The 25,513-nt window shown below is 46.8% G+C and carries 16 protein-coding genes; 14 read left to right on the top strand and 2 right to left on the bottom strand.

Annotated elements, in window-relative coordinates; all coding sequences use genetic code 11:
- Window positions 1-22: 22 nt before the first annotated feature.
- Window positions 23-1,111, top strand: coding sequence for a glycosyltransferase WbsX family protein (locus MHH93_RS04320; protein ID WP_500052957.1), 1,089 nt, complete (start codon window positions 23-25; stop codon window positions 1,109-1,111).
- A 26-nt stretch (window positions 1,112-1,137) separates the two neighbouring features.
- Here MHH93_RS04320 and MHH93_RS04315 read toward each other — a convergent pair whose 3' ends face one another.
- Entirely contained in the window at window positions 1,138-1,983 is an 846-nt protein-coding gene (locus tag MHH93_RS04315; protein ID WP_500052956.1) for an AraC family transcriptional regulator, read from the bottom strand.
- A 122-nt stretch (window positions 1,984-2,105) separates the two neighbouring features.
- Here MHH93_RS04315 and MHH93_RS04310 point away from each other — a divergent pair, with 122 nt between their 5' ends.
- Together MHH93_RS04310 and MHH93_RS04305 are read left to right on the top strand one after the other, a co-directional pair.
- Window positions 2,106-3,563: an alpha-L-fucosidase gene (locus tag MHH93_RS04310; RefSeq protein WP_500052955.1), complete on the top strand. Its 1,458-nt coding sequence runs from the start codon at window positions 2,106-2,108 to the stop codon at window positions 3,561-3,563.
- A gap of 212 nt (window positions 3,564-3,775) precedes the next feature.
- Window positions 3,776-5,332, top strand: a complete 1,557-nt coding sequence (locus MHH93_RS04305) for an exosporium glycoprotein BclB-related protein (protein ID WP_500052954.1) — start codon at window positions 3,776-3,778, stop codon at window positions 5,330-5,332.
- 127 nt (window positions 5,333-5,459) lie between these two features.
- Here MHH93_RS04305 and MHH93_RS04300 read toward each other — a convergent pair whose 3' ends face one another.
- Window positions 5,460-5,894: a hypothetical protein gene (locus tag MHH93_RS04300; protein WP_500052953.1), complete on the bottom strand. Its 435-nt coding sequence runs from the start codon at window positions 5,892-5,894 to the stop codon at window positions 5,460-5,462.
- Window positions 5,895-6,887: 993 nt separating this feature from the next.
- Here MHH93_RS04300 and MHH93_RS04295 point away from each other — a divergent pair.
- From MHH93_RS04295 to MHH93_RS04245, 11 genes are all read left to right on the top strand, one after another.
- The gene (locus MHH93_RS04295) at window positions 6,888-12,137 is read left to right on the top strand and encodes a S8 family serine peptidase (RefSeq protein WP_500052952.1); all 5,250 of its coding nucleotides are present in this window, start codon (window positions 6,888-6,890) and stop codon (window positions 12,135-12,137) included.
- Between the two features lie 199 nt (window positions 12,138-12,336).
- Window positions 12,337-13,098, top strand: a complete 762-nt coding sequence (locus MHH93_RS04290) for a YheC/YheD family protein (RefSeq protein ID WP_500052951.1) — start codon at window positions 12,337-12,339, stop codon at window positions 13,096-13,098.
- A 186-nt stretch (window positions 13,099-13,284) separates the two neighbouring features.
- Window positions 13,285-14,457, top strand: coding sequence for a GntR family transcriptional regulator (locus tag MHH93_RS04285; protein WP_500053321.1), 1,173 nt, complete (start codon window positions 13,285-13,287; stop codon window positions 14,455-14,457).
- 223 nt (window positions 14,458-14,680) lie between these two features.
- On the top strand, window positions 14,681-15,982 hold the full coding sequence (locus tag MHH93_RS04280) for a glycoside hydrolase family 125 protein (protein ID WP_500052950.1): 1,302 nt from the start codon (window positions 14,681-14,683) through the stop codon (window positions 15,980-15,982).
- Between the two features lie 101 nt (window positions 15,983-16,083).
- A complete protein-coding gene (locus MHH93_RS04275) occupies window positions 16,084-17,463 on the top strand; it encodes an extracellular solute-binding protein (protein ID WP_500052949.1) in 1,380 nt (459 codons plus the stop codon).
- 68 nt (window positions 17,464-17,531) lie between these two features.
- Window positions 17,532-18,398, top strand: a complete 867-nt coding sequence (locus MHH93_RS04270; RefSeq protein ID WP_036608294.1) for a carbohydrate ABC transporter permease — start codon at window positions 17,532-17,534, stop codon at window positions 18,396-18,398.
- A 22-nt stretch (window positions 18,399-18,420) separates the two neighbouring features.
- Window positions 18,421-19,245 (top strand): carbohydrate ABC transporter permease, encoded by an 825-nt coding sequence (locus MHH93_RS04265; RefSeq protein WP_062834233.1) that lies wholly within the window; start codon window positions 18,421-18,423, stop codon window positions 19,243-19,245.
- 18 nt (window positions 19,246-19,263) lie between these two features.
- Window positions 19,264-22,065, top strand: coding sequence for an alpha-mannosidase (locus MHH93_RS04260; protein ID WP_500052948.1), 2,802 nt, complete (start codon window positions 19,264-19,266; stop codon window positions 22,063-22,065).
- A gap of 244 nt (window positions 22,066-22,309) precedes the next feature.
- Window positions 22,310-23,314, top strand: coding sequence for a Gfo/Idh/MocA family protein (locus MHH93_RS04255; RefSeq protein WP_500052947.1), 1,005 nt, complete (start codon window positions 22,310-22,312; stop codon window positions 23,312-23,314).
- Between the two features lie 24 nt (window positions 23,315-23,338).
- Window positions 23,339-24,262, top strand: coding sequence for an AraC family transcriptional regulator (locus tag MHH93_RS04250; RefSeq protein WP_500052946.1), 924 nt, complete (start codon window positions 23,339-23,341; stop codon window positions 24,260-24,262).
- A gap of 12 nt (window positions 24,263-24,274) precedes the next feature.
- Window positions 24,275-25,369 (top strand): Gfo/Idh/MocA family protein, encoded by a 1,095-nt coding sequence (locus MHH93_RS04245; RefSeq protein ID WP_500052945.1) that lies wholly within the window; start codon window positions 24,275-24,277, stop codon window positions 25,367-25,369.
- The last annotated feature ends 144 nt before the right edge of the window (window positions 25,370-25,513 follow it).

Here is a 25,513-nt window from a genome sequence, read left to right as displayed (position 1 = left end):
TGCTCCATTGGAGGCGTTCTGATTGAAGGTAATTGCTCTGCATCTACCCCAGTTTCACCGGATTGAGGAGAATGACCGTTGGTGGGGGGAAGGTTTTACTGAATGGACCAATGTAAAAAAAGCCACTCCCCTATATTCGGATCATCATCAGCCGAACCAGCCATTTCAGGGGAAATATTATGATCTTTCCGATCCGGATGTGCGAAAGTGGCAAGCAGAAACAGCCAACCAGCATGGCATTTATGGATTTTGTTATTATCATTACTGGTTCAAAGGCAAACGATTGCTGGAAAAACCGGTGAATGAAATACTGAGCAGTGGAGAGCCTGATTTTCCATTTTGTTTGTCTTGGGCCAATGAAACATGGACAAGAAAATGGGATGGCCAGGAATCGGACATTCTCATGGCCCAGAACTATGGGGATCAAGATGATTGGGAAGAGCATTTTAATTATCTGGTAAACGTATTTAAGGATAAACGATATATTCGAGTCGAAGATAAACCGCTATTTCTGATCTATCGGCCAGCAAGCATTCCTCGATGTGAGGAAATGATACAGTTTTGGCGTGAATTGGCTCTGGAGCATGGCCTGAAAGGGATCCATTTTGTGCAGACCATTGGTGGGTTCCCTACATTTAATCATCAGATCTTCGATGCAAGTATGGAATTTGAACCACATTACACGTTTGCACATGGACATATGAATGGAATCTGGATCGAAATGAACATCGAGGGTCGGCAACATATTGCTGTGAATTACGACAAAGTATGGTCCTCCATTCTGGAACGAACGCCACATCGTAACGGAGAAATGATCTATCCAGGTGCTTTTGTCAATTGGGATAATACACCGCGAAGAGGCGTTGACGGCCAGAGTACGCTAGGGTCAACCCCAGAGAAGTTTGGGATATATCTGGCGAGGCAGATGGAGAGAGCGAGGACAGTGTACAATAGTGAATATCTCTTTGTTAACGCCTGGAATGAATGGGCGGAAGGGGCATATCTTGAGCCGGATCAAAAATATGGTTACGCTTATTTGAGAGAACTCAAAAAAGTAATCCAGCAAGAGTTGTTGAACAGAAACAAGTCTGTGGGAGGGAGTTCCCAATGAGGGAACTCTCTCTTAATTGTGCTTGTTCATAAACCATGTTTCGTAGTCAGTACCGTTTTTTGCCTGCGGTATTCCGTTGGCGTGAGTCCTGTGTGCTTTTTGAACTGTCTGGAGAAATAGTACAAATCACTAAAACCGAGATGCTCGGCGATGGCGGTTATTGTGTTCGGGGTACAGGTCAGCAGCTCCTTGGCTTTATCAATTTTTTTGCCAGCTATGTAGAGAATCGGAGGAAGGCCGATCTGCTGTTTGAAGAATCGAATGAAATAATTGGGATGCATGTAAGCAATCTGGGCCAGATCCTGTACTGAAATATTCTCTTCGATATTGGAATCAATGTAAGCCAGAATGGCAGACAATTTCTCCATAACAGGCACGTTAATAAAAGAAATCTGTTCCAGATCCAGATTCATAAGATAGTGCGACAGTAACTCGGTCAGTTTGCTCTTGGCCATCATATGAGCATACACTTCACCGGATTTTGCATATGTAAGGATACTGCTGAAGATTTCTTGGATCAACTCGGGCTGATCTATCGTGCAGATGTGCGGGAATTTCAGAATTTGGAACAGATTGATTCCCCCAACCTTCGCGCTAAAGTGACACCAATATTTGAGAAAAGGACGGTCATTAATGGCAGCGTAGGATTGTTTGATTCCCTCAGGCATTAAAATAAGCTGATTAGGCGCAGGATAGTATTCCTCATCCCCAATCTTGAGCCAACCTTCACCTTCACATATGAAATAAAACTTGCTGTAATCGGGCGTGTAATCCAGATCCCGCCAATCCGTATCGCACCGATTGTAATTGACCATAAATAATTCGACTTGGAGATTAGACAGGTAGTTCGTAAGCAAAGTTTGTTGATTCATACTTTTCATCTCCATACAAGGTTATTATTGTCCATCTAAAAGTTAGTGTTCTGCATGTTTATCCTTCGGCCGTAGCACTACAATACAACTACAGACGATAACAGAAGGGATGAGAACATATCATGGACAAACACGAATATATGCAACAGATTGAAGCAACGATTGCGAACGGTAAATTCAAGGACAACTGGAGTTCACTGAGCGCTTTTCAAGTTCCCGAATGGTACCCCAAAGCGAAATTCGGCATATTCATCCACTGGGGACTGTATTCTGTACCGGCCTATGATAGCGAATGGTATTCGCGTAATATGTACATACAAGGTACCAAAGCTTATGAGCATCACCTTGCGGTGTATGGACCTCATAAGGAATTTGGATATAAAGATTTCATTCCGATGTTTCGTGCAGAGAAGTTCGATGCAGACGAATGGGCAACGTTATTCAAAAAAGCCGGAGCCAAATATGTTATGCCAGTGGCTGAGCATCATGATGGCTTTCAGATGTACAAGAGCTCTATCTCTCACTATAACACATATGAAATGGGCCCCAAACGGGATCTTCTGGGTGAGATGAAGACTGCGTACGAGAAGCAGGGGCTGACCTTATGTGTGTCGTCTCACCGCGCCGAGCACTGGTTCTTCATGTCTCACGGGAAGGAGTTTGATTCCGATATCAAGGAACCCCTGGAGCGTGGGGATTTCTATTGGCCAGCCATGCCTGAGCCGGATCATCATGATCTGTATGGTTCGCCTCCAACCGAGGAGTATCTGGAGGATTGGTTGATTCGATGCTGTGAACTGGTGGATCAATATCAGCCGAAGGTCTTTTATTTTGATTGGTGGATTCAAACCGTTGCGTTCAAACCCTATCTTAAAAAATTTGCAGCCTATTATTATAACAAAGGTGAAGAATGGGGCGTTCCTGTAGCTATCAATTATAAACATGAGGCCTATATGTTCGGAAGTGCCGTTCCGGATGTGGAGCGGGGACAGTTCGCTGAGCTCAAGCCCTATTTTTGGCAAACAGATACGGCTGTCGCTAAAAACTCATGGTGTTATACGGAAAATAATAACTATAAAACAGCTGAAGAGATTATTCGGGATCTCGTCGATATTGTAAGCAAAAACGGAAATTTGCTGCTGAACATTGGACCCAAAGCAGACGGCAGTATACCGGATGAAGATCGTGACATTTTGCTCAGCATCGGCAAGTGGCTGGAAGTGAATGGGGAAGCGATCTATGATACTACATTCTGGCGCACATTTGGCGAGGGACCGACAGAGGTGAAGGAAGGGCAATTCACGGATGGAGATACGAAGATATTTACAAGTGAAGATATACGGTTTACGTTAAAAGAAAGCAATCTGTATGCCACAGTTCTTGCCTACCCGGATAACGGAGTGATTCACATTAAATCGCTGAAGGAAGGTTCCCATCATTATCAAGGCGTTATTCAAGACATTCAGGTACTTGGATGCGAGGAAAAACCGCAATGGGAGAGAACCACGGACGCACTGACGATCACTACCACAACTGTGAAGAGTAATGCACCGATTGTTTTCAAAATTGAATTGGACTAATCAACAAAGAACATTTCAATACGGACGGCTATATCAAAAAGGGCGCATCCAGGAGTTTCGTACTCATCGGATAGCGCTCTTTGAGTTGTCCACTCGCGAATAGAAATATTCAGTTCATATTGCGAATATAATTCATGTAAGTGCTGTCAGTATGGCTCGACCGACTACGTATTAAGTAGTAAATTGACTCACTAAGGAGGAGATTCCGACAGATGAAGCCAAAGAAACGTATACGATTTGGTAGAAACATTTTTAAGAAAAATAGAGGAGAAGAAGAACATCAGAAGTGCTTTGAGATTGAAGCTGAATTACTGTTCAAGCTAATTGGTGAGTTGAAAGGAGCCATTGTACAGGTTTTTGCCAATCCCACTCCGCACAATGTTTCACTTCTGATTGAGGTATTGCGTAAATTACTGGCTCTAATTCATCATTCGGACTTGAAAAAGGGAACCCGGGCAGACCTCGAAGCAGTCTTGGAGCTCACAATTGTATCTGCAGAGGCCGTTCCTTTTTCTCCAATCAGTGTGGGGACCAATTTGCAGCAATTGCTGGATGTGCTACTCTCTGTCGTTTTACAGGGAAATATCGATTCGGCTGAGAAAGATCAACTTGTCATTTTGATCCGGGCGACCGAATTGGCTATTACCACAGGGCTTAGAAACATCGGGAGTCAAGGTCCGGCTGGACCTGCTGGACCTGCGGGTCCTCAGGGCGTACCTGGTCCACAAGGCCCGGCTGGCGCTGCTGGATCTCAAGGTAGTGTAGGACCTGCTGGTACACCGGGAGCAGCAGGTGCAACGGGAGCTACCGGTGTAACGGGTGCGGCAGGCCCGGCGGGTGGTGCAACAGGAGCGACAGGTGCAACGGGGAGCACTGGAGCTGTTGGGGCAGCAGGTCTTACAGGATCAACGGGCGATCCTGGCGTAGCAGGGGCCACAGGAGTCACAGGCAATACGGGTGCAGCCGGAATTGCAGGGATAACCGGAGCTACCGGAGCAACGGGCGATCCTGGCGTAGCGGGGGCCACGGGAGTCACAGGCGATACGGGTGCAGCCGGAATTGCAGGGGTAACCGGTGCTACCGGGGCAACGGGTGATCCTGGCGTAGCAGGGGCCACGGGAGTCACAGGCGATACGGGTGCAGCCGGAATTGCAGGGGTAACCGGTGCTACCGGGGCAACGGGTGATCCTGGCGTAGAGGGGGCCACAGGAGTAACTGGCAGCACTGGCATAACAGGCGCTACGGGTTCTGGAGCTATTATACCGTTTGCTTCTGGCGGACCCGCCATATTGACAACAATTGCAGGTGGACTGGTAGGAACAACAAGTCTTATTGGTTTCGGAAGCTCGGCAACCGGAGTCAGTATTCTGGGTGGCACAATTGATTTAACAGGGACGGTTGTTGGCCCACTCATTAACTTTGCGTTCTCTGTCCCACGAGATGGCGTCATCACTTCCATTGCTGCCTATTTTAGTACCACAGCAGCCTTGGCCTTGGTCGGGTCAACAGTGACCATCACCGCGCAATTATTCAGTTCACCTACTCCGGATAATGCATTTACTGCTGTACCAGGGGCCATCGTTACGCTGGCGCCGTCACTCACTGGTATCATAGCTTTGGGTAGCATCTCCAATGGCATAACAAACGGATTGACGATACCCGTGACAGCAGAGACACGTCTCCTGCTAGTATTCTCCGCAACAGCATCTGGACTTACCCTTGTGAATACCGTTGTTGGTTATGCAAGTGGTGGCGTGAACATTACATGATGAGATATACATGATCTGGAGCCGACTCAATCGTTTCTTTAAAAATCATAAAGTAACCCCATGACTCATATGAGCCATGGGGTTAGAACTTTTTATAAATAGCTATAACATTTACTACTATCAAGCATTAGTAGTAAATGTAATAGCTTCCACCATAACTATTTGGTGAGTACGCTACAATTTTATGATAACCATACAAGTTACCAAGAGTGATGCTTTTCGTTCCAAAATCAGACACAATTACTCTTCCACTGCTCTTCAGAGTTCCACTCATATCTTCAACATTAAACACATATTCCCCTGTTGTAAGCGGAGTAAAAGTAAACGTGACATTTCCACTCAAGTATATATCGGTACTATATCCACCATTGAAATATTCTGTTAAGGGATTTTGGGCAAAAATATTAATTTCTTGTGCTTGGGACTGTTGTTGTGTCTGAACTTCCTGGGAGGAAGGGTTAGTTAGCGTAAGAGCTTCATCAGCGAATACCGCTGGAACAGATGCTAAAAGCATCGCCATGGAAGAAAGAGCTGCAATTGCTGTTTTTTGATATTTTTTCACAATCAAACATCTCCTTTTGGTATTTAAAATTTAATTAGATTTGAGTTCATACTGTTCACAAAAAGACAAAAGATCAATGGAGCAGGAGCTTTCCTCACAATCATTTCCTAGGATGAGAGTAAGGTTGATCTGGCGCCAAATGTATGTTGCAAGATAATCGTACAATTTATTCCAAATATATACAATAACGTTTACAGGATTTTCTATACTATTTTTGTTAAATATATACTTTATTCATATATAGTTCACAAATTAACATTTATAAGCTCAGACGATTACGGAGAAGGGCCCCACGATTCCAACGCACCATGAACGAAAAAGGTAACAGCAGGATAGATGTCTACTTTGCCCCTTGGTTTGAATAGTAACCTTGACCATCAAGACGTAGTTTCATAGAACTACTAATTTGATCATTAAGTAAAATAGAATGCATAATTGCGAAAAAATAGTATGAAAGCGTAAGCGACATGAGACATATAAAAGCATTTAATAGGCTTATTTTCTATATTTTTCAATAAAGTGCTTGTATATATCGAATAATGATTCTATACTATACCAATAAAATCCAATTAAATTCCTAATCGACTAGTATATGTAATTTAAAATGTTCCTAACTCACTCGAAACACAATCCAAATTCATATTCACTACTCCTTGGCAAGCGTTCTGCTAACGCTCCAGATCACCCTTCCACATGAATGCTTATAGACATTCACACTCGTTTGCACAACTCAAACACTCAAACTTTTCACTTTCTTGGCTTAACCGGACTTGTTCAATCTCCTAAACTTCCAAGTGAAAAATCATAGACTGATCTATTATCTCTTCTGACCCATATTGTTCCCTAACCAGACCTGTAAAGGAGGTGAGGCTTTATGTGAAACCGAGGGCGTTTATACCGTCCACAATAAAGGCTAGTCTACCGTTTTATTCTGCAGAGAAGGGCATATGTACCAGACTAAATTACAAAACCGGGTAAAGGGAGTGGAAAAGTTTGATAAAGATTAATCGGTTACGCAAGCCCATCTCCATGGGGCTCTCGCTTCTCCTTGCATTTTCGATCATTCATCCGGTTTCAGCTGAAAACTCCACATCATCCAAATTGGATATGAAATCTGGACTCGCCAAAGTTTCAGAATCCAAAGTGAACGCCAAGTTATCCAAAGAATTTGAAGGTAGTGAATATGTTACCTATCTAGTGAAAATGAAGGAACAGGTGGATACAGCGGCGGTCTCCAAGCAGGCCCTCGAAAAGGCGACCATCGCCAAACAAACGGCTTCAGCCACAAAGCTGTCCGTTCGGAATTCAGTCGTCAGCTCTCTGCGAGAAACGGCCTCACGTACACAATATCCATTGGAGACTTATCTGGAAAAGGAAGTTGACCTGGGCAAGGTCAAAGAATATAAAAGCTATTTTATTGTCAATTCACTGGCAGTGACGAGTACCAAAGAAGTCATGGAACAGATTGCGCTGCTGCCTGAGGTAGAGAAGATTCTACCGAATGAGACACGATACTTACAGAAAGCCGAAGTAAGTAAAGAATCGGCGAATGCGGCATCAGCCAAAGATGCTGTCCAAACGCCAGCCCAAGACTCTTCAGTTGGAGTCAAAGATAAAGAGCCTGCTGCAAAGGACAAGCTTGCAACAGAGAACGTGGAATGGAATCTGGACTACATCAATGCGCCAGCCGTATGGGATCGGGGCATTGATGGAACAGGTATTGTCGTTGCCAATCTGGACAGCGGTGTGGACTATACCCACCCGGCACTCCGCAGTAAATGGCGGGGACTGGATGCTTCGGGCAATATCATTGATCCCGAACTGAGCTGGTATGATCCGCACAGTAACGCTTCTCTCCCTGCGGACGAAGACGGACACGGTACGCACACAATGGGTACGATGGTTGGCTCCGAAGCAGATGGTACCAATCAGATCGGGGTTGCTCCCGGTGCGAAGTGGATTGGTGTACGGATATTCAATCCGGAAACAACGGATGCCATTATTCTGGATGGCGGACAATGGTTGATTGCCCCAGTGGACGCGGAAGGCAATCTGCATCCTGAGCTTGCACCAGATGTCGTTAACAATTCATGGGGCGGAGGTGCAGGATTGGATGAATGGTTCCGGCCCATGGTCCAAGCCTGGCGTGATGCTCAGATTTTCCCGGAATTCTCCGCCGGAAATGTGAGACTGGGTAACCCGGGCGGACCTGGTTCTGTTGCGAACCCTGCCAATTACCCCGAAAGTTTCGCCACGGGAGCTACTGATATCAATGGTAACTTGGCATCCTTCTCGTTGCTGGGTCCATCTCCATATGGCGAGATCAAACCGGAAGTATCTGCTCCTGGTGTGAATATCCGTTCAGCAGTTCCAGGTGGTGTCTATGAGGGAGGCTGGAACGGAACGTCGATGGCAGGCCCGCATACCACTGCGCTTGCTGCACTCCTGCTTCAGGCCAATCATTCCCTTACGGTGGATCAGCTGGAGCAGATCATTACAGATACGGCCACGCCAAGAACAGATAGTCAGTATCCGACATCTCCTAATAACGGCTACGGTCACGGCATTATTAACGCTCTTGATGCTGTGGGATCTGTACTCGAAGGAATCGGCACAGTATCCGGAAGAGTCGTTACAGCCGGAGATGATCTGGAAGAGCCGGTACTGGAACACCCCCCTGTCAATTCGGCCTTTACAGGCATTGATATACCACTAACGGCTCATGTGACAGATAACGTAGCAGTAGTCTCCGTCGAGGCTTTTGCCAAAACGACAGGTACTAATCAATATATCTATCTGCCGATGAATCGAATTGCCGGAGATAACAAAGATGGTACGTATACAGCGACAATTCCAGCATTTCTTATTGAGCCACAAGGTGTAGAATATTATATCCGCGTGAATGACTATGGCAATAACGGATTCGATAGTCAGGTATACAAGGTGGCTGTCTCCAATGGTGTTCAGCCCGGATATCTTCAGGATTTTGAAGAAGATCAGCTGGGCTTCACCACTGGCGGCACAGGAAGTACATGGGTATGGGGAGCACCAAGCAGTGGTCCTGGAAGTGCATACTCCGGTGACAAGGTGATTGCAACCAACTTGCAAGGCACTTATCTGGCGAATAGCAATGCATATCTGCTTGCGCCACCAATTGATCTTACTGAGAGTCCAGAAGGTGCGTTATTATCGTTCAAACACTGGTATGACCTGGAGAATAACATCGACTTTGGCAAGGTATACATCGCTTCCGAGGATAGCGATTATGTGTTCGAAGAGTTGTTAAGCTTCACCGGTACGGGTGGTAACTGGAAGAAACAATATGTGGATCTACGCGCATACGCGGGACAACAGGTATTTGTTAAGTTCAATCTGACCAGTGATAACTCGGTACAGAAGGCTGGTTGGTATATTGATGATTTTGCAGTTGAAGAATTGGATGATCTTGCACCGGGAGCTCCTGCGGGATTGACTGCAACTGCCGATATTCTGGGTAACGTAGCCTTGAGCTGGACTGGACCGAGTAATGAGGATCTAGAATCCTATGTTGTGTATCGTTCCACAACTGCAGGTACAGGTTATGAATCCATTGGAAGTACAACAGGAACAACGTTTACGGATACAGCTACAGTTACGGATTCGACCTATTACTATACCGTTGCGGCACTAGACTATAGTGGCAATGAAAGTGACAAGTCGAATGAGATCTCCATTACCGTGGAAGTGCCTGAGGATATCTACATCGATCAATTCGACGGCAGTGATGATAATGGCTGGACTCATTCGGGAACCAAAGATGAGTGGGAACGCGGCATTCCGGTAACGGGACCTGCCAGCGCCGTTTCTCCGCCGAATGTCTGGGCGACTGATCTCGACAATACGTACGAGAATGGCTCCAACTATTCGCTCGTATCCCCGGTCATTGATTTGACGGATGTATCCGAAGGGACACTTACGTTTAATCATTGGTACGAGATTGAGAGCGGATACGATTATGGATATGTGGAAGTCACCAAAGATGGTGGAACGACATGGTCAGAACTGGGTAAATTCTCACATAGTACAAACGGTAAACAGTGGACACCGGTATTCTATGACCTGGATGCACTTACCGGCAATGAAGTACAATTCCGGTTCCGTCTGACGTCAGACAACAGTGTTGTGAAAACCGGCTGGTTCATTGATGATTTCCGTGTACTGGGTGTTGCTGCGGAGACGGTCACGGAGGACAATGCGGTTGTGCTTAACAGTGACAAACCAAAACCGTCCTATGATAACCCATGGTACAAAATTTCGCGGACAGACAAAGCGGAATTCAACAAAACGAAACAGCAACAACCGGAAGTCGAAAAACCAGGCACAGGTTCGGTTAATCCACAAAGCCTGCCTGCAAGTGCAACGGTTACCGTATTGGAAACCGGACGTTCGGTGAAGACGGATTCGGCTACAGGCAAGTACAGCTTCACACACGTAGCAGGTGATTACACGTTAAAAGCTGAGGCATATGGATATTATCCTCGTACCCAGCAGGTGACGATCACCGATGGCAGTGGAGCCAAAGCCAACTTTAATCTGGAGGCAATCCCGCATGGACAGATTGAAGGTGTAGTAACGGATGAGCGGACAGGACAACCACTGGCTGATGCTTCCGTTCTCGTGGTCGAAGATGCCAATGTAGCTGAAGTTCGCACAGGTTCAGATGGAAGCTTCGTTATTCAGGTATTGGAAGGAAGCTACACTCTATCCATCCGGGCGGCTGATTATTACAGTAAAACCGTCACTGTGACTGTACCTGGTAATGGTACGGCAGAAGCCAATGTTGCCTTGAAGCCGTTCATCGGTTTTCCAGGGGAAATTGCCTATGATGATGGAACAGCAGAGAATGCACGAGCTTTTAACGCTGCGGATAACGCTTGGGCGGTTCGAATGACACCTGAGCTGGAGACTGCACAACTGACAGGTGCATCGTTCCGTTTCTGGAACACCGAATGGCCTGTACCTGGAGGCACAGCGTTCCAATATGCCGTATATGATGCATCGGGTGCGGGCGGAGCTCCGGGAAGACAACTGGCTGGACCATTTGACGGTACTGCACTCCGTAACGATCAATGGACAACCGTTGAATTCCCGGAACCGGTCATTGTAACGGGTGACTTCTATATCGTGTATGTACAGAGTTTAGCTGGAACTAGCGCTCCGGGACTCGCTACCGATGAGGATGGTCCAAATGCAGGTCGAAGCTGGCAGCGAGTAGGTGGGGCGTGGAGCACTTCACCTGCAGAAGAAGGTAACTATATGATTCGTGCAGTTGTGAGATATCCGGTAAATGCACCTGTGCTCACAGCACCTGCGAACACGTATACGAATCAATCAACCTTCACCGTGTCGGGAACGTCTCCGGCATCCGGCGCTCAGATCAAGATCTACAACGGCAAAGATCTGGCTGGTACGACAACTGTGGCAAATGGCAAGTTCTCATACGGTGTGAAACTCCGTTCTGGCATTAATGCGATTACTGCCGAGGCAGTGGTGGACGGAAAAACAACCGACCGTTCATTGCCGGTTGTCATCATTTTGGATCAGACCAAACCTCAGTTGACTATAACGAGCCCGACGGAAGGAAGCCGTATCAATACGGAGGTTGTTCACGTAACGGGGAATGTCGTGGAACAATTCCTCGATAAGGTAACTGTTAACGGACAAACCGTGCAAGTGGGCAAAGACAGAAACTTCAGTCACCGCGTATTGGTCAATGAAGGCGAGAACACGATTACCGTTACAGCAACCGATATTGCTGGTAACAAAACGACCGTAACCCGTACCGTCTACGTGGAAACGGCGTTACCAGAACTTACGAATATTACGCCAGCTGAAGATGTTCGAATCACATCAGGGGAGAGTGTCAGTGTTTCATTTGACAGTAAACCTGGTCTGCAAGCATCTTTCCGAATTCAGTTACCGCTCAATCTGAATGCCCAAGGGGCAGGAGAGATTCCATTGTTGGAGACTGAGCCTGGTCGTTACACGGGTACGTACACAACACCTTCAACCCTTGTTCTTGAGGGTGGAGTCATTGTAATTCGTGCTCAGGATGCAGCTGGCAACAAAGTAGAAGCCGAAGCAGCTGGACGATTGTTCGTCAGCGCAGCACAAGAACAATCCGTTCCAGAACCAGATTCGAGCCCTGAAGTGGACGAATCTGATGAACCTAATCCATCGACCGCTGAGGGTCTGCAACCTTAATTACTCAAAGTGTGTCCTGGATGATAACTGCATTCTGACCATCTGAGCAAGAAGCCGATAAGCCGAGATATCCGGGCTTGTCGGCTTTTTGTTGTATCCCGATTCGCAGCTGGCGCCTAAGATTCGTTCGAGAAGATTGCATATACTGCATGGTTCAGTGCATCAGGATTAACTAATACGATAACAGGAGGAGTGAACTGTGGGAGTTAATGCATTACAACGATCCCAACCGTTACGAAGCAAATGGCTCAAAACCAAAATGTTGCTGAATAACGCATCTATCAAACCATTTATCCCTGATACGCAGCGATATAGCCAATCCAACTTGAAGTCCATGCTGGGGAAATATAGGATGGTATATATCAAACCCGAGATAGGCACCTTTGGAATGGGAGTTATTAAGGCTGAGATGGACAATCATCAGCATTTTACCTACCAGATTCAGCAAAAGCGCCTAACGTTCAACAGCTTTGAGTCGTTCCATCGAAGTCTGACCCATCTGGTTAAGCAGAAAAACTATCTCATTCAGCGAGGCATTCATCTCTTACAGCATAACAACAGGCGTTTTGACATACGGGTAATGGTCCAATTGAATCCCGAACAGAAATGGGAAGCGACCGGGGTCATCGGCCGACTGGGCCACCCGAAGAAAATCGTCACAAACTATCATAGCGGTGCCAAGCCAATGAGCATTCACACCTTGCTTAAATCCCATGCTTCTGACAAGAGGATTAAAGAATTGATCCAAGAGATGAACCGCTTGGGTGTTGATATAGCTCGACACATGAGCAAGAAATACACACGTTTAAAGAGCATTGGCGTGGACATCGGGCTTGATCGAAGTTTAACGCCATGGATTATTGAAGTGAATGCCAAGCCAGATCCCTTTATTTTCAATCAGTTAAAGGATAAGGCGATGTATCGCAAGGTGATTCTGTATTATCGCCAGAGCCGACTATAATGAATGGCAGTGTCAAAAAGAATTCAGCGAATCATGTGAAAATAAATATGTGAAAATGAAGCATCTGTCTGGATGCTTTTTCTTTTGCTCTCATATGACAGAGGGGAGTAGCCTCCTTTCTTCACATTAATGATATAACATGATATATTAGGATGTAGAACATGAGAAGTATGGGTATTTATGGAGGTGCTTGTATTGGGGAAGGACTCGGCATCCAAGCCGATGTATGAACAGATCTTTGAATCCTTGCGCGAACGGATACAGCTTCATCAATATCAAGTGGGTGAGCGTGTTCCATCGGAGAAGGAATTATGTGATGAATTCGGAGTTAGCCGGATTACGACGAAGAAAGCGCTTGAGATGTTGGCGAGTGAACAATTAATTGTTCGTCAGCCGGGACGGGGTTCTTTTGTAGCCGATACGGCAGATATGACACAAGAAAGACCTAACAGACCTGCACCGCGTTCTGCGAACAAAGATCCAGAGAAGAAGCTGCTCATTGGTCTGGTCATCACTAACTTCAGCGATATGTATGGTACAGAACTATTATATGGTATGGAGGAAGCTTCGCGAGAGCATGATTGTTTTCTCGTACTTAGACGCTCCTTCGGGATTCCCGAGCAGGAGGAACAGAGCATTCAGGAACTTCTAGAACTAGGTGTGGATGGATTGATTATTTTCCCGGCACAGGGTGAATATTTCAGCGATGAGATTCTTAAACTGGTCGTTAACAAATTCCCGTTTGTCCTGATTGATCGGTACTTGAAAGGCATTCCGGCTTCATCTGTCAGTACGGATAATGTAGGCGCGGCGCGAGAAGGGATGAATTATTTGTTCGATCTCGGTCACCGACACACCGCTTTTCTGACGCAGCCTCCGGCGAACACCACACCGATTGAAGAACGAATTGAAGGGATTATTGAGGCACATCATGATCAAGGTGTACTTGTGAACAGGGAATTGTGGTTGGAATCCTTTCTTTCGACATTGCCTAGTGTGTTCGATCCTCAAGTCGAGGTCCGCGATGTGGAGACACTAGTGGAACATCTGCAGAAATACCCGCAGATTACTGCACTCTTTGCTGCGGAGTACCATATTGCTTTACTTGCAGAACAAGCAGCCGATCGGCTGGGTCTAAAGATTCCGGAAGATTTGTCCATCATTTGTTTTGACAGTCCGAACGCTGCCGAAGGAAGCCGTGTAACACATATGAGACAAAGTCAGTTTGATATGGGGAAACAAGCATTCGAGATGGTGCTTCAAAGTATGCAGAACAACGAAATGGCAGTGAACAGAGTTGTTTTGCCTGCCCGATTGGTGAAGGGTAAATCAACGAGTGTGGTGAAACAAAAGGGGTAATTATAACAACTTAATATTCATTGTGTTCAATCAGGGGCTTGGTGTAAACGAGGCCTCTTTTTGGTGCGGATAAAAAGGGGAGAAACACTTTAAATGGTATGTCATTTAGTTTCGTAAAATTAAAATAACATGCTAATATACAAATAAATATATTGACATAACATTATATTCGTTTTAGGATGATGAAAGCGGTTAACAAACTGGATTACATAAGGAGGACAACATGCTGACACCTAGAGATGATCAAGACATTTCCCCCTCGATATACAACATGATTGATCGAGTTAACAAACGTATGCCGGATTATCCGGAGCTTAACCAAATGTTCAAAAACTGTTTTACCAATACGATGGCGACTACCATTCAGCGCAAAGAAGATGGAACAACTTTTGTGATTACGGGAGATATCCCTGCCATGTGGTTACGTGATTCTGCTGCACAGGTCAGACCGTATCTGGTTCTCGCTTCAGAGGATGAAGATATCGCCGACATGATCGCTGGACTGGTTGAGCGTCAACTGAATTATATTCTCCTGGACCCTTATGCAAACGCTTTTAATGAGACGGAGAGTGGGAAAGGACATCAGGAAGATCTGACGCAGATGAATGATTGGATCTGGGAACGGAAGTATGAGATTGACTCACTGGCTTATCCGATTCAGCTCAGTTATCTCTTGTGGAAGAACACGGGAAGAACAACTCAATTCAACGATACGTTCCGCAAAGCAGCCCAGATTATCATGCAGTTATGGCAAGTGGAGCAGCATCATGAGACGAAATCACCCTACACGTTCCAACGTCTGGATGCTCCTGAAACCGATACGCTCAGTCGAGAGGGACGAGGTACTGAAACAGCCTATACAGGCATGACTTGGTCGGGATTCCGTCCCAGCGACGATCGCTGTGAATATGGCTATCTGGTTCCATCCAATATGTTCGCCGTTGTGGCGCTTCGATATCTACAGGAAATTGCTGAGACCGTGTTCAAGGACGAGACGCTGGCAGCGACTGCTAAAGCGTTGGAGGAACAGATTAACAAAGGTATTCAGAATTATGGCACTGTCGAACATCCGGAATATGGCACTATATATGCGTACGAAACCGATGGGAAAGGCAATCACAATCTGATGGATGATGCCAATGTGCCAAGCCTGCTGTCTTTACCTTATCTCGGATATGTGGATGAGAACGACGAGGTGTATCAGAATACACGCCGTTTCATCCTATCCTCACACAACCCGTATTTCTATGAGGGAACAGTAGCAGCTGGAATCGGTAGTCCACATACACCGGAAGGGTACATCTGGCATATCGCTTTATCGATGCAGGGGCTGACTACAACGGATCGCAACGAAAAACTGCGGTTGCTCCAGCTTATCCAACAGACGGATGCGGGCACCGGACTGACCCATGAAGGCTTTTCGGCTAACAATTCACATGAATATACACGTCCATGGTTTTCATGGTCCAACATGCTCTTTAGTGAACTGATGATGGATTATTGCGGATTCAACGTTGAGAAATAGGATTGCGTACAGAAATGAAATAGATAGGAAAGCAAGAGAGAGCCTGCGAGTACATCATAACGTTCGGAGTTCTTTGAATTCCGACAAGAGGAGAGCGAACCATGAGAAAAATATCTTTGAAATTGCCGGTAGCAGCAGTTATGACATCCTTGCTCATTCTAACGACAGCCTGTTCGGGCGGAAGCTCGAGCACAGGCACAACCAGTGATGGCAAGAAGGAAGTAACCGTATCGTTCCGTTCTTCGGGATCTGAAGATACACTTACTAAATTTTTCCAATCAGGTTTGGTGGATCAATTTGAGAAAGAAAACCCGGATATCAAAATCAACATTGCACCTGTATTGGCAAGTGAGGGTGATTACACGTCCAAAATGGTTCTTCAAATGAAATCCCCGGAAACGGCACCTGATGTCATTGCCGAAGATACATCCATCATCAAATCCGATGCTGCTGCGGGATATCTGGAGCCGCTGGATACGCAGGTTCAGGGCTGGTCCGATTGGGAAGAACACATCATCGACAACCTGAAGGCAGGGGTTACAGGTGAAGACGGCAAGGTATATGGCGTTCCGGCTACCTCGGATACACGGGGAATTTGGTACAACAAGGAGCTGTTTCAGCAGGCGGGCCTGGAAGTTCCATTCAAACCTGCAAGCTGGGCAGAAGTTCTCGAAGCAGCACGTACCATCAAGCAAAAACTGCCGGGTGTAACGCCGCTTAATATGATCGTGGGCAAAGCAAACGGTGAAGGTGTCACCATGCAAACGCTGGAAATGCTGCTCTATGGTACGGCGGATACGCTGTATAACGACACCAGCAAGAAATGGGTCGTTAACAGCCCGGGTCTTTTGGATTCATTCAAATTCATAGATCAAGTGTTTAACACGGATAAAACAGGTCCGACCATGCAGGTTGCCCTGAATGGACAAGCTGGCAGTATTGCATTCCAGCAACAGTTCCCGCAAGACAAACTGGCGATGGCTGTAGATGGTAGCTGGGCAGGTTCGACATGGGCCGAGAATGGTGCGGCTCCAATTGCCAACGTCGAAGAGAAAATAGGATTTGCGCCATTCCCGACACAAAATGGGGAAGAACCTGGAGCAACGACGATGTCTGGAGGATGGGCTTGGTCCGTTCCTGCACAAGCGAAGAATAAGGAAGCAGCTTGGAAATTTATCGAGTTCCTGATGAATAAGGAGAATGCGACTGCGCGCGTCGTAGCGGAAGGCAGCCTCAGTCCACGTAATGATTCTACAGAAGTTGAAGGTTATACCGATCGTCCATATACCAAAGAAGCACAGGAACTCTTGAATGTAGCCCATTTCCGTCCAGCGAACGATCAATATGCAGCGGTATCCGCACAATTGCAAAGCATCGTTGAGAGTATTGCCTCTGGCAAGCTGACGCCGGAAGAGGGAGTTACGCAATTGAAGGACAACGTATCCCGTTCCCTTGGCGCGGACAGCATCGAAGAGAAATAAGGATATCGATATATTCGGAGGGGGAGGCATAATACTCCCCTTTTTCCGGTTCGAATGGAGAGTGACTTATGAAAAGGAAAGCACCAGGTTCATTTCTGTTTCTCATGCCTTCCGTACTGTTATTACTTGTGTTTTTCATTGTTCCCATCATTCTGACGATCTGTTTTGCCTTTACGAATATGGCCCTGACCGGGGCGGCAGCCAAGAGTCTGGAGTTTGTCGGGTTCCAGAATTTCATTAATATGTTCCATGATCCGGACTTCCGCATTAGTGTCTGGCGCACACTGGTCTTTCTCATCTTCTCCGCAGTCATTGGTCAGGTATTGCTTGGGTTCATCCTGGCTCTTCTAATGAAGGAGAAGAACGTGACGTTCCGCCGCGTCATCGGCATCATCGTCATTGCTGGTTGGGTGACACCCGAGATTGTCGTGGCATTCTGTATGGTGGCTTTTTTCAGTGACAATGGTTCATTGAATCAGATCCTCGGGTGGTTCGGGGCGAATCCAGTCTCCTGGTTATTCAGTTTCCCGATGGTGAGTGTCATTATCGCGAATATCTGGCACGGTACAGCCTTCTCCATGATGGTCTATCAATCGGCTCTGGATGATATCCCGAAGGAAGTTGAAGAAGCTGCCATTATTGACAGTGCAACGGGGTTCCAGATTGTCAGACACATTACGATTCCAATGGTAAAAGGGTCCATTGTGACCAACATGATGTTGGTTACTCTACAGACACTGGGTGTGTTTACGCTGATCTATACGATGACCGGTGGTGGCCCGGGTACTTCAACACAAACCTTGCCGATCTTCATGTACAATCAGGCCTTTGTGAACTATCAATTTGGATACGGCACAGCCATATCGCTAGTCCTGCTGTTTATTGGTATTATCGCCAGCCTGTTCTACATGCGATCCATGAAAGTGAAAGTGTAACCATGAAGGAGGTTCGATCCCTATGGTCAAACATGGGCTTCAACGTAAAATCCAGTACGGGATTCTAGTCTTTCTAGGGCTCTGTTTTTTATTGCCGCTGCTCTGGATCATTCTGGCTTCATTTGATCCGAACGCACAGCAGGGCATCAAAATGCCCAGTACCTGGACCATTCAAAATTTCAAGGATGTACTCGGGGATTCGAGCAATCTTCGTTCATTCGGTGTTGGTTTGATTCTGTCGGGAGGGCAAGCGATATTGGTTGTTGTGGTATCGGTTCTTGCTGCGTATCCATTATCCCGTTATGAAATGAGATTCAAAAAAAGCTTCTTGTTATCTATTCTGTTCATGACAGCACTTCCGATTACTGCCGTGATGGTTCCGGTGTTTCAAATGTTTCTGTTCTTCAAAATGCAAAATAGCATCATTGCCACGATGCTGTTCTTGACCGCATCTTCACTTCCCTACGGCATCTGGATGATGAAAAACTTCATGGATTCGGTGCCCATTGATCTGGAAGAATCGGCATGGATTGACGGCGCATCCGTGTGGAACGGATTGAGACGAATTGTAGCGCCATTGATGTTGCCGGGTATTGCAACGATCGCGATATTTACCTTTTCGGGAAGTTGGGGCAACTTCTTCGTGCCATACATCCTGCTCCAGACACCGGAGAAACTTCCGGCATCGGTCACGATCTATCAATTCTTCGGCAGCCACGGTATGGTTGAATACGGCAGATTGGCTGCATTTTCACTACTTTATACAATGCCTTCGGTTGTGCTATATATCTTCTCCCAGCGTTACATGTCCAAGGGCTTCAGCATGGGTGGGGCAACTAAAGGCTAATGACAGGAGGTACGCAATATGACTACCAAAAAGACGGCACATCTTATCTCACATACTCATTGGGACCGCGAATGGTATATGCCTTATGAACACCATCATGTACTGCTCATTGAGCTGATGGATAAACTGTTGGACACGCTCGATCAGGACCCGGAATATCGTTATTTCCATCTGGATGGACAGACGATTATTCGTGAAGATTATTTGCAGGTTCGACCTGAACAACAGGAGAGGCTCGACCGTTATATTCGTGAAGGGCGCATCCATTTTGGTCCATGGTATGTGTTACAGGATGAGTTTCTGACCAGCAGCGAGGCTAATTTGCGTAATCTGCTGATCGGTCATCGTGATGCTCGACCTTTCGGTGTGATATCCAAGACGGGTTACTTCCCGGATTCGTTCGGGAATATGGGACAAGCACCACAGATTCTGCAACAGGCGGACATTCAGAACGCGATCTTTGGGCGTGGGGTGAAGCCTACGGGATTCAACAATGCCGTGGTTGATGCCGACAGTTACGAATCTCCCTATTCCGAGATGATCTGGCGTTCACCGGATGGTTCGGAAGTGCTCGGTATTCTGTTCGCGAACTGGTACTGTAATGGGATGGAAGTTCCGGTTGATCCGGAGAAAGCCCAAGTATACTGGGATAAAAATCTGGAGGATGCCGAGAAATTCGCCTCGACCCCACATCTGTTGTTCATGAATGGTTGTGATCACCAGCCGATCCAGACGGATCTGCCAGAGGCTTTACGTACGGCAGCTGCCCTGTATCCGGATGTGGAATTTATCCACTCCAATTTTGACGATTACATTGAGGCGGTTACAAAAGATGTCCCTGAAAATCTGGCGACCATCGAAGGCGAACTTCGCAGTCAACACACGGATGGTTGGGGAACACTGGTGAACACGGCATCCGCACGGGTTTATCTAAAACAGTTGAATCAGCAGGGGCAGACGTTGCTTGAAAAAGTAGCCGAACCACTGGCCGCCATGGCCCACATAGCCGGGGTAAAAGATTATCCGCACCATCTGTTGACGCATGCATGGAAGATGCTAATGCAGAATCACCCACATGATAGCATCTGCGGATGCAGTGTGGATGAGGTTCACCGTGAGATGGTGACCCGCTTCGCCAAAAGCAGACAGTTTGCAGAGAAATTGGTTTCGCAGAGCGCGCAAGCGATTGCTGAATCCATTCGTGCGCAACCTGCTGAGGCTTGGGGAGAGGAAGCGGTGCCGTTCACTGTGTTCAACACGAGTGGTTGGAATCGAAATGGAATCATGGAAATGGATCTGATTGTGGACAAAGCCTTTTTCCCGGAAGGGCCCAATCCTCAGGCGCTTGCGCAGAAGATGGAGAAAGATGCGCTGCCAGCGTATCAACTGGTCGATTCGGATGGACACACGTACTCGGCAGAAATCAAGGATTTGGGTGCACATTTCGGCTATGAACTTCCGAAGGATCGCTTCCGCCAGCCTTATATGGCTCGTAAAGTAAGAGTGACCTTCCAGGCAGTGGATGTACCTTCGCTGGGTTATAAGACGTATGCTCTCATTCCAGTTCAAAAGCAAACAGAGAGTGCTGAGATGGTTGAAGTGTCCGCTACGAGCGAACTCGTTCAGGTTCAGGGAAGGATGATGGAAAACGGTCATTTGCGGGTGACGATTGAAGAGAATGGTACGGCTACAATTGAAGATAAGATATCCGGTGCTGTATACAGGGGATTGAATTCGTATGAGAATACCGGGGATATCGGCAATGAATATGTCTATCGCCAGCCTGACGAAGAAATAACGCTGACCACGGAGCATCTGAAGGCAGAGCTGCGGATCGTGGAGCAATCCCCGTATCGGGCAGTTATGGAGAGTGTATTACGCTGGGAAATTCCGGCTGGAGCAGATGAACTGTTCGACCTTGAGAAGCGTCAAATGGTTCCTTTTACAGAACGGAAGGCACAGCGGGTGAAGAACACGGTTCCGTTGGTGATTACGACAACGTATACACTGGAAGCAGGAAGTAATATGGTCAAGGTAAAGTCTGACTTTAACAATCAGGCCAAGGATCATCGGTTGCGCGCACTCTTTCCATCCCGACTGGTGACAGACAATCATTATGCGGATTCCATCTTTGAGGTTGCCAAACGTTCGAACACACCGGCCAAAGAATGGGTGAACCCGAGTAATGCACAGCACCAGCAGGCATTTGTACATGTGACCGATGGTGATCATGGCTTGATGATTGCAAACAAAGGGCTGAATGAATACGAGATTTTACAGCATGAAGAGGGCAGTACGATTGCGGTTACGCTGCTTCGTGCCTCTTCGGAGCTGGGAGATTGGGGTGTGTTTGAAACACCGGAAGCCCAATGTCTGGGACCTCAGAGCGTGGAATATGCGATTATTCCATTTGCGGGCGATGCTGCGGAGTCAGGTGCATGTGCATCCGCATATGTGTATCCGATTCCGTGGACGACTGTGCAGCTGGGGGCATTAGCACGCACGTTTGAGCGGGAAGGGCATGCCGGAGCTGATGGGCAGAAGGTGGAACTACCTTTGTCGAAGAAATGGCTGGCATGGAATGCACAAAGTTCGTCACTAGCCTTCTCCACATTGAAGATTGCAGAGGAAACCGGAGATGTGATTGTTCGCTGGTATAATCTGAATTCTGAAGCCGCTGAATTGAACGTTCAGCCTGGATTCGAGTGCGCCTCTGTCTATGAGAGCGATGTGCTGGAACGGGTCAAGGATACGTTGCATGGAGACAGCCAGACGGTATCCGGATACAAGATCGTTACGCAAGGGTATACGTTAGGTTGAGTTACGTTTGAACATTATAATCTTAGGAGCCTCCTGTTCACGGTAGTGTGGACAGGGGGTTTTGCCATGTGCCCGTTAAGCACACCCACACCAAAGTAATATGGGAAACAGCATACATACCTAATGATATTCTTGTCGTGATTTTATACATTAATTGTCGTGAGTTTCTATTAAAAATACATTAAGTCTGTGATAACTTATAGATAAATGTCAGAATATTATATAGTATGGAGGTAAGACAACAGTGACCATTCGAATTGGGAAAATTAGCTTGTGGCATGTTCACGCATGGGATTACATCAAGCAGGCACAGGAACATGAGGATACAGTCATCGCCGCTGTGTGGGATGAAGATGCCAAGCGCGGACAAGAAGCCGCTGAACGTTTAAACGTACCCTTCTATGCTTCACTCGAAGATATGCTGGCCAAAGATGACATCGATGCCGTTATTGTAGATGCGCCAACCCGCATCCATGAAGAAGTGATCACCGCTGCTGCAAAAGCTGGCAAACACATCTTCACAGAGAAGGTTATAGCAGCGACACAGGCGGAATCCAACAGAATCCTTGATGAGGTAAAGGCAAACAAAGTTAAGATGACCGTCTCCTTACCACGCCTGAATGCAGGGTATACGTTAACGATTCAAGATGTGCTTAACCAAGAATTGCTTGGCAAAGTGACTTACGTTAGAGCGCGTTTATCGCATGATGGAGCGATATCTAACTGGTTGCCTGAACATTTCTATGACCTGAAAGATTGTCAGGGCGGTGCGTTGATTGATCTGGGTTGCCATCCGATGTATCTGGCCAAACTGTTTCTGGGTCAGGAAGTAACAGCGGTTAACGCGAACTTCGGATATATTACAGGCAAAGAAGTGGAAGATAATGCAGTTGCAACCTTGTTCACGGATTCGGGAGCAGTCGGCGTTGTCGAAGCTGGTTTTGTGAATAGTCATTCTCCGTTTACGATTGAGGTTCATGGTACGGAGGGTACACTTCTGTATGGTACACCTGATGAAAAGCTATTAATTCGCACAAAAGCAGCACAGGGAAAGTATCCAGAGTGGACTGAGCTTCCTTTGTCAGATCAAAGAGAAAGCGCATTCAATCAGTGGGTTGCACATATACAACATGATACGGATGCAACTGAGAACGTGCAGATGGCTATGGAACTGACCCGGTTGATGGAAGCTGCAAATCTCTCTAACAAGGAAGGGCGCAGAATCGCACTGAAAGAGTTGAAGGGTTAGGTTTTATGAAGGAGGTGTGCAGTCTTGAGCCTGTATCCTTATGAGAAAATGCTTGAACGGCAGGATCTCCTGGAGAGACTGGATATTTCAATGGTTTGGGGCCATTATGAGATTCGCGTGATGCGATTTCATCTGACTTCTTTTCCAGCGGGCCGAGTTGTGGATTTCCATAATCATGCGGAGTTTGAGTTTCATTTTATCCCAAGAGGTAAAGGCAAAGTTATTCTCGATGATCAGACACATGCGCTCTCGGAAGGTATGCTGTATTTGACTGGACCAGGTGTCGTTCATTATCAGGAGGCGGACGCCAAAGAGGATATGGATGAACTATGTCTTCATGTGGATATCGTTCACAAGCCTAGAGAACATGTTGACCCCTGGGAAGCAGCTGAATCCGAGGAAACGATTGAAAAGCTGAGAACGCTTCCGCATACTCCAGTGAATGATTATCATCGGGCGATGCAGTGTTTTTTGGAAGCTTATGAGGCCTGTGATCAGAAATTGTTAGGTTATTATACGTCGATCAAGCAACTGGTCATCAGCATATTACTCAAAACCGTGCGCGCATACGACACCGGAGGCAATCGGCCGGAAGCCCCTGTACGGGACATGTCGGCATATCGTTATGAGTATGCAGTGCAGTATATGGAGGCGAATCATCCTACGGTAGTCACGCTGGAACATGTAGCTGAGAAACTTCATATCAGCAGCAGACAATTGCAGCGAATCTTCTATCAAGTACAGCCCGAGATGCCGTTCAGCCGCGTGTTGGAGGATATTCGTCTGCGCGCCGTGTGCCGCAATCTGGAGGAAAGCAACGTATCCATTGAACAGATCGCTCTGGCTTCAGGATTCAATAATGCCAACTATTTGCATGCTGTATTTCGTAAACGTCTGGGGATGACCCCGTCGGCTTTTCGTAAAATGAAACAACCAATACTTAAGTGAGGGTGAATATATATGAGTAAAGTATATCGTATCGGAATTATCGGTTGTGGTGGGATCGCGAATGGTAAACATCTGCCGAGTCTGAGTAAACTGGATAATGTTGAACTAGTGGCTTTCTGTGATATTGTTCAGGAACGTGCAGATGAAGCCAAACAAAAATATGGCTCTACTGATGCTGAAGTCTACACCGATTATCAGGAATTGCTCAAGGATGAGTCTCTGGACATTGTGCATGTACTTACACCGAATATTTCTCATGCCGAGATTTCCATTGCTGCCCTGGAAGCAGGCAAACATGTCATGTGTGAGAAGCCGATGGCGAAGACCTCTGCTGAAGCACAGCTCATGCTGGAAGCGGCAGAACGTACCGGTAAGAAACTGACGATCGGATACAACAACCGTTTCAGAGAAGACAGTCAGTACTTGAAGAAGGTGTGCGAAGCGGGTGACCTGGGTAATATTTATTTTGCAAAGGCACATGCAATTAGACGTAGAGCAGTACCGACCTGGGGTGTTTTCCTGGATGAGGAGAAACAAGGCGGCGGTCCATTGATTGACATTGGTACGCACGCACTCGATCTGACGCTCTGGATGATGGATAACTATCAACCAAAGGTTGTGCTCGGCACGACCTATCATGAACTCTCGCAACGTGAAAATGCGGCCAACGCTTGGGGCCCGTGGGACCCGAAACAATTCTCCGTAGAAGACTCGGCCTTCGGCATGATTGTGATGGAGAATGGAGCAACGATCATGCTGGAATCCAGCTGGGCTCTCAACTCACTGGACGTGGATGAAGCCAAATGCAGCTTGAGTGGCAGCGAAGCCGGTGCGGATATGAAGAACGGACTGCGCATCAATGGCGAGAAATTCAGCCGTCTATACACGAACGAGATTGAACTAAGTGCAGGCGGGGTAGCATTCTACGATGGTAAGAGCGAGAGCGCACCGGATGTGGAGATGAGAAAGTGGATTGAAGCGATTGAGAACGATCAGGAGCCAGTCGTTACACCAAAACAAGCGCTGGTTGTATCTCAGATCCTGGAAGCCCTCTATGAATCTGCTCGCACAGGTAAGGCTGTATACTTGAATAATAACGAAGCATAGAATTGACATAAACCAACAGATTACAAAACCCTTTGTCCCGCTAATGGAGACAGAGGGTTTTTTTGGTGTTATGGCTACTAGCTATTGGTCCATACCAGACTCTATCTTGGCACATATGATGAGAGAAAAATGAGCTGAAAAGAG

The organism is Priestia sp. FSL H7-0729 (genome assembly GCF_038005685.1).
In the GTDB taxonomy this organism is placed as follows: Bacteria; Bacillota; Bacilli; order Paenibacillales; family Paenibacillaceae; genus Paenibacillus.
Note: the sequence above shows the minus strand (reverse complement) of the source record. Positions and strands in the feature narration are given on the sequence as shown.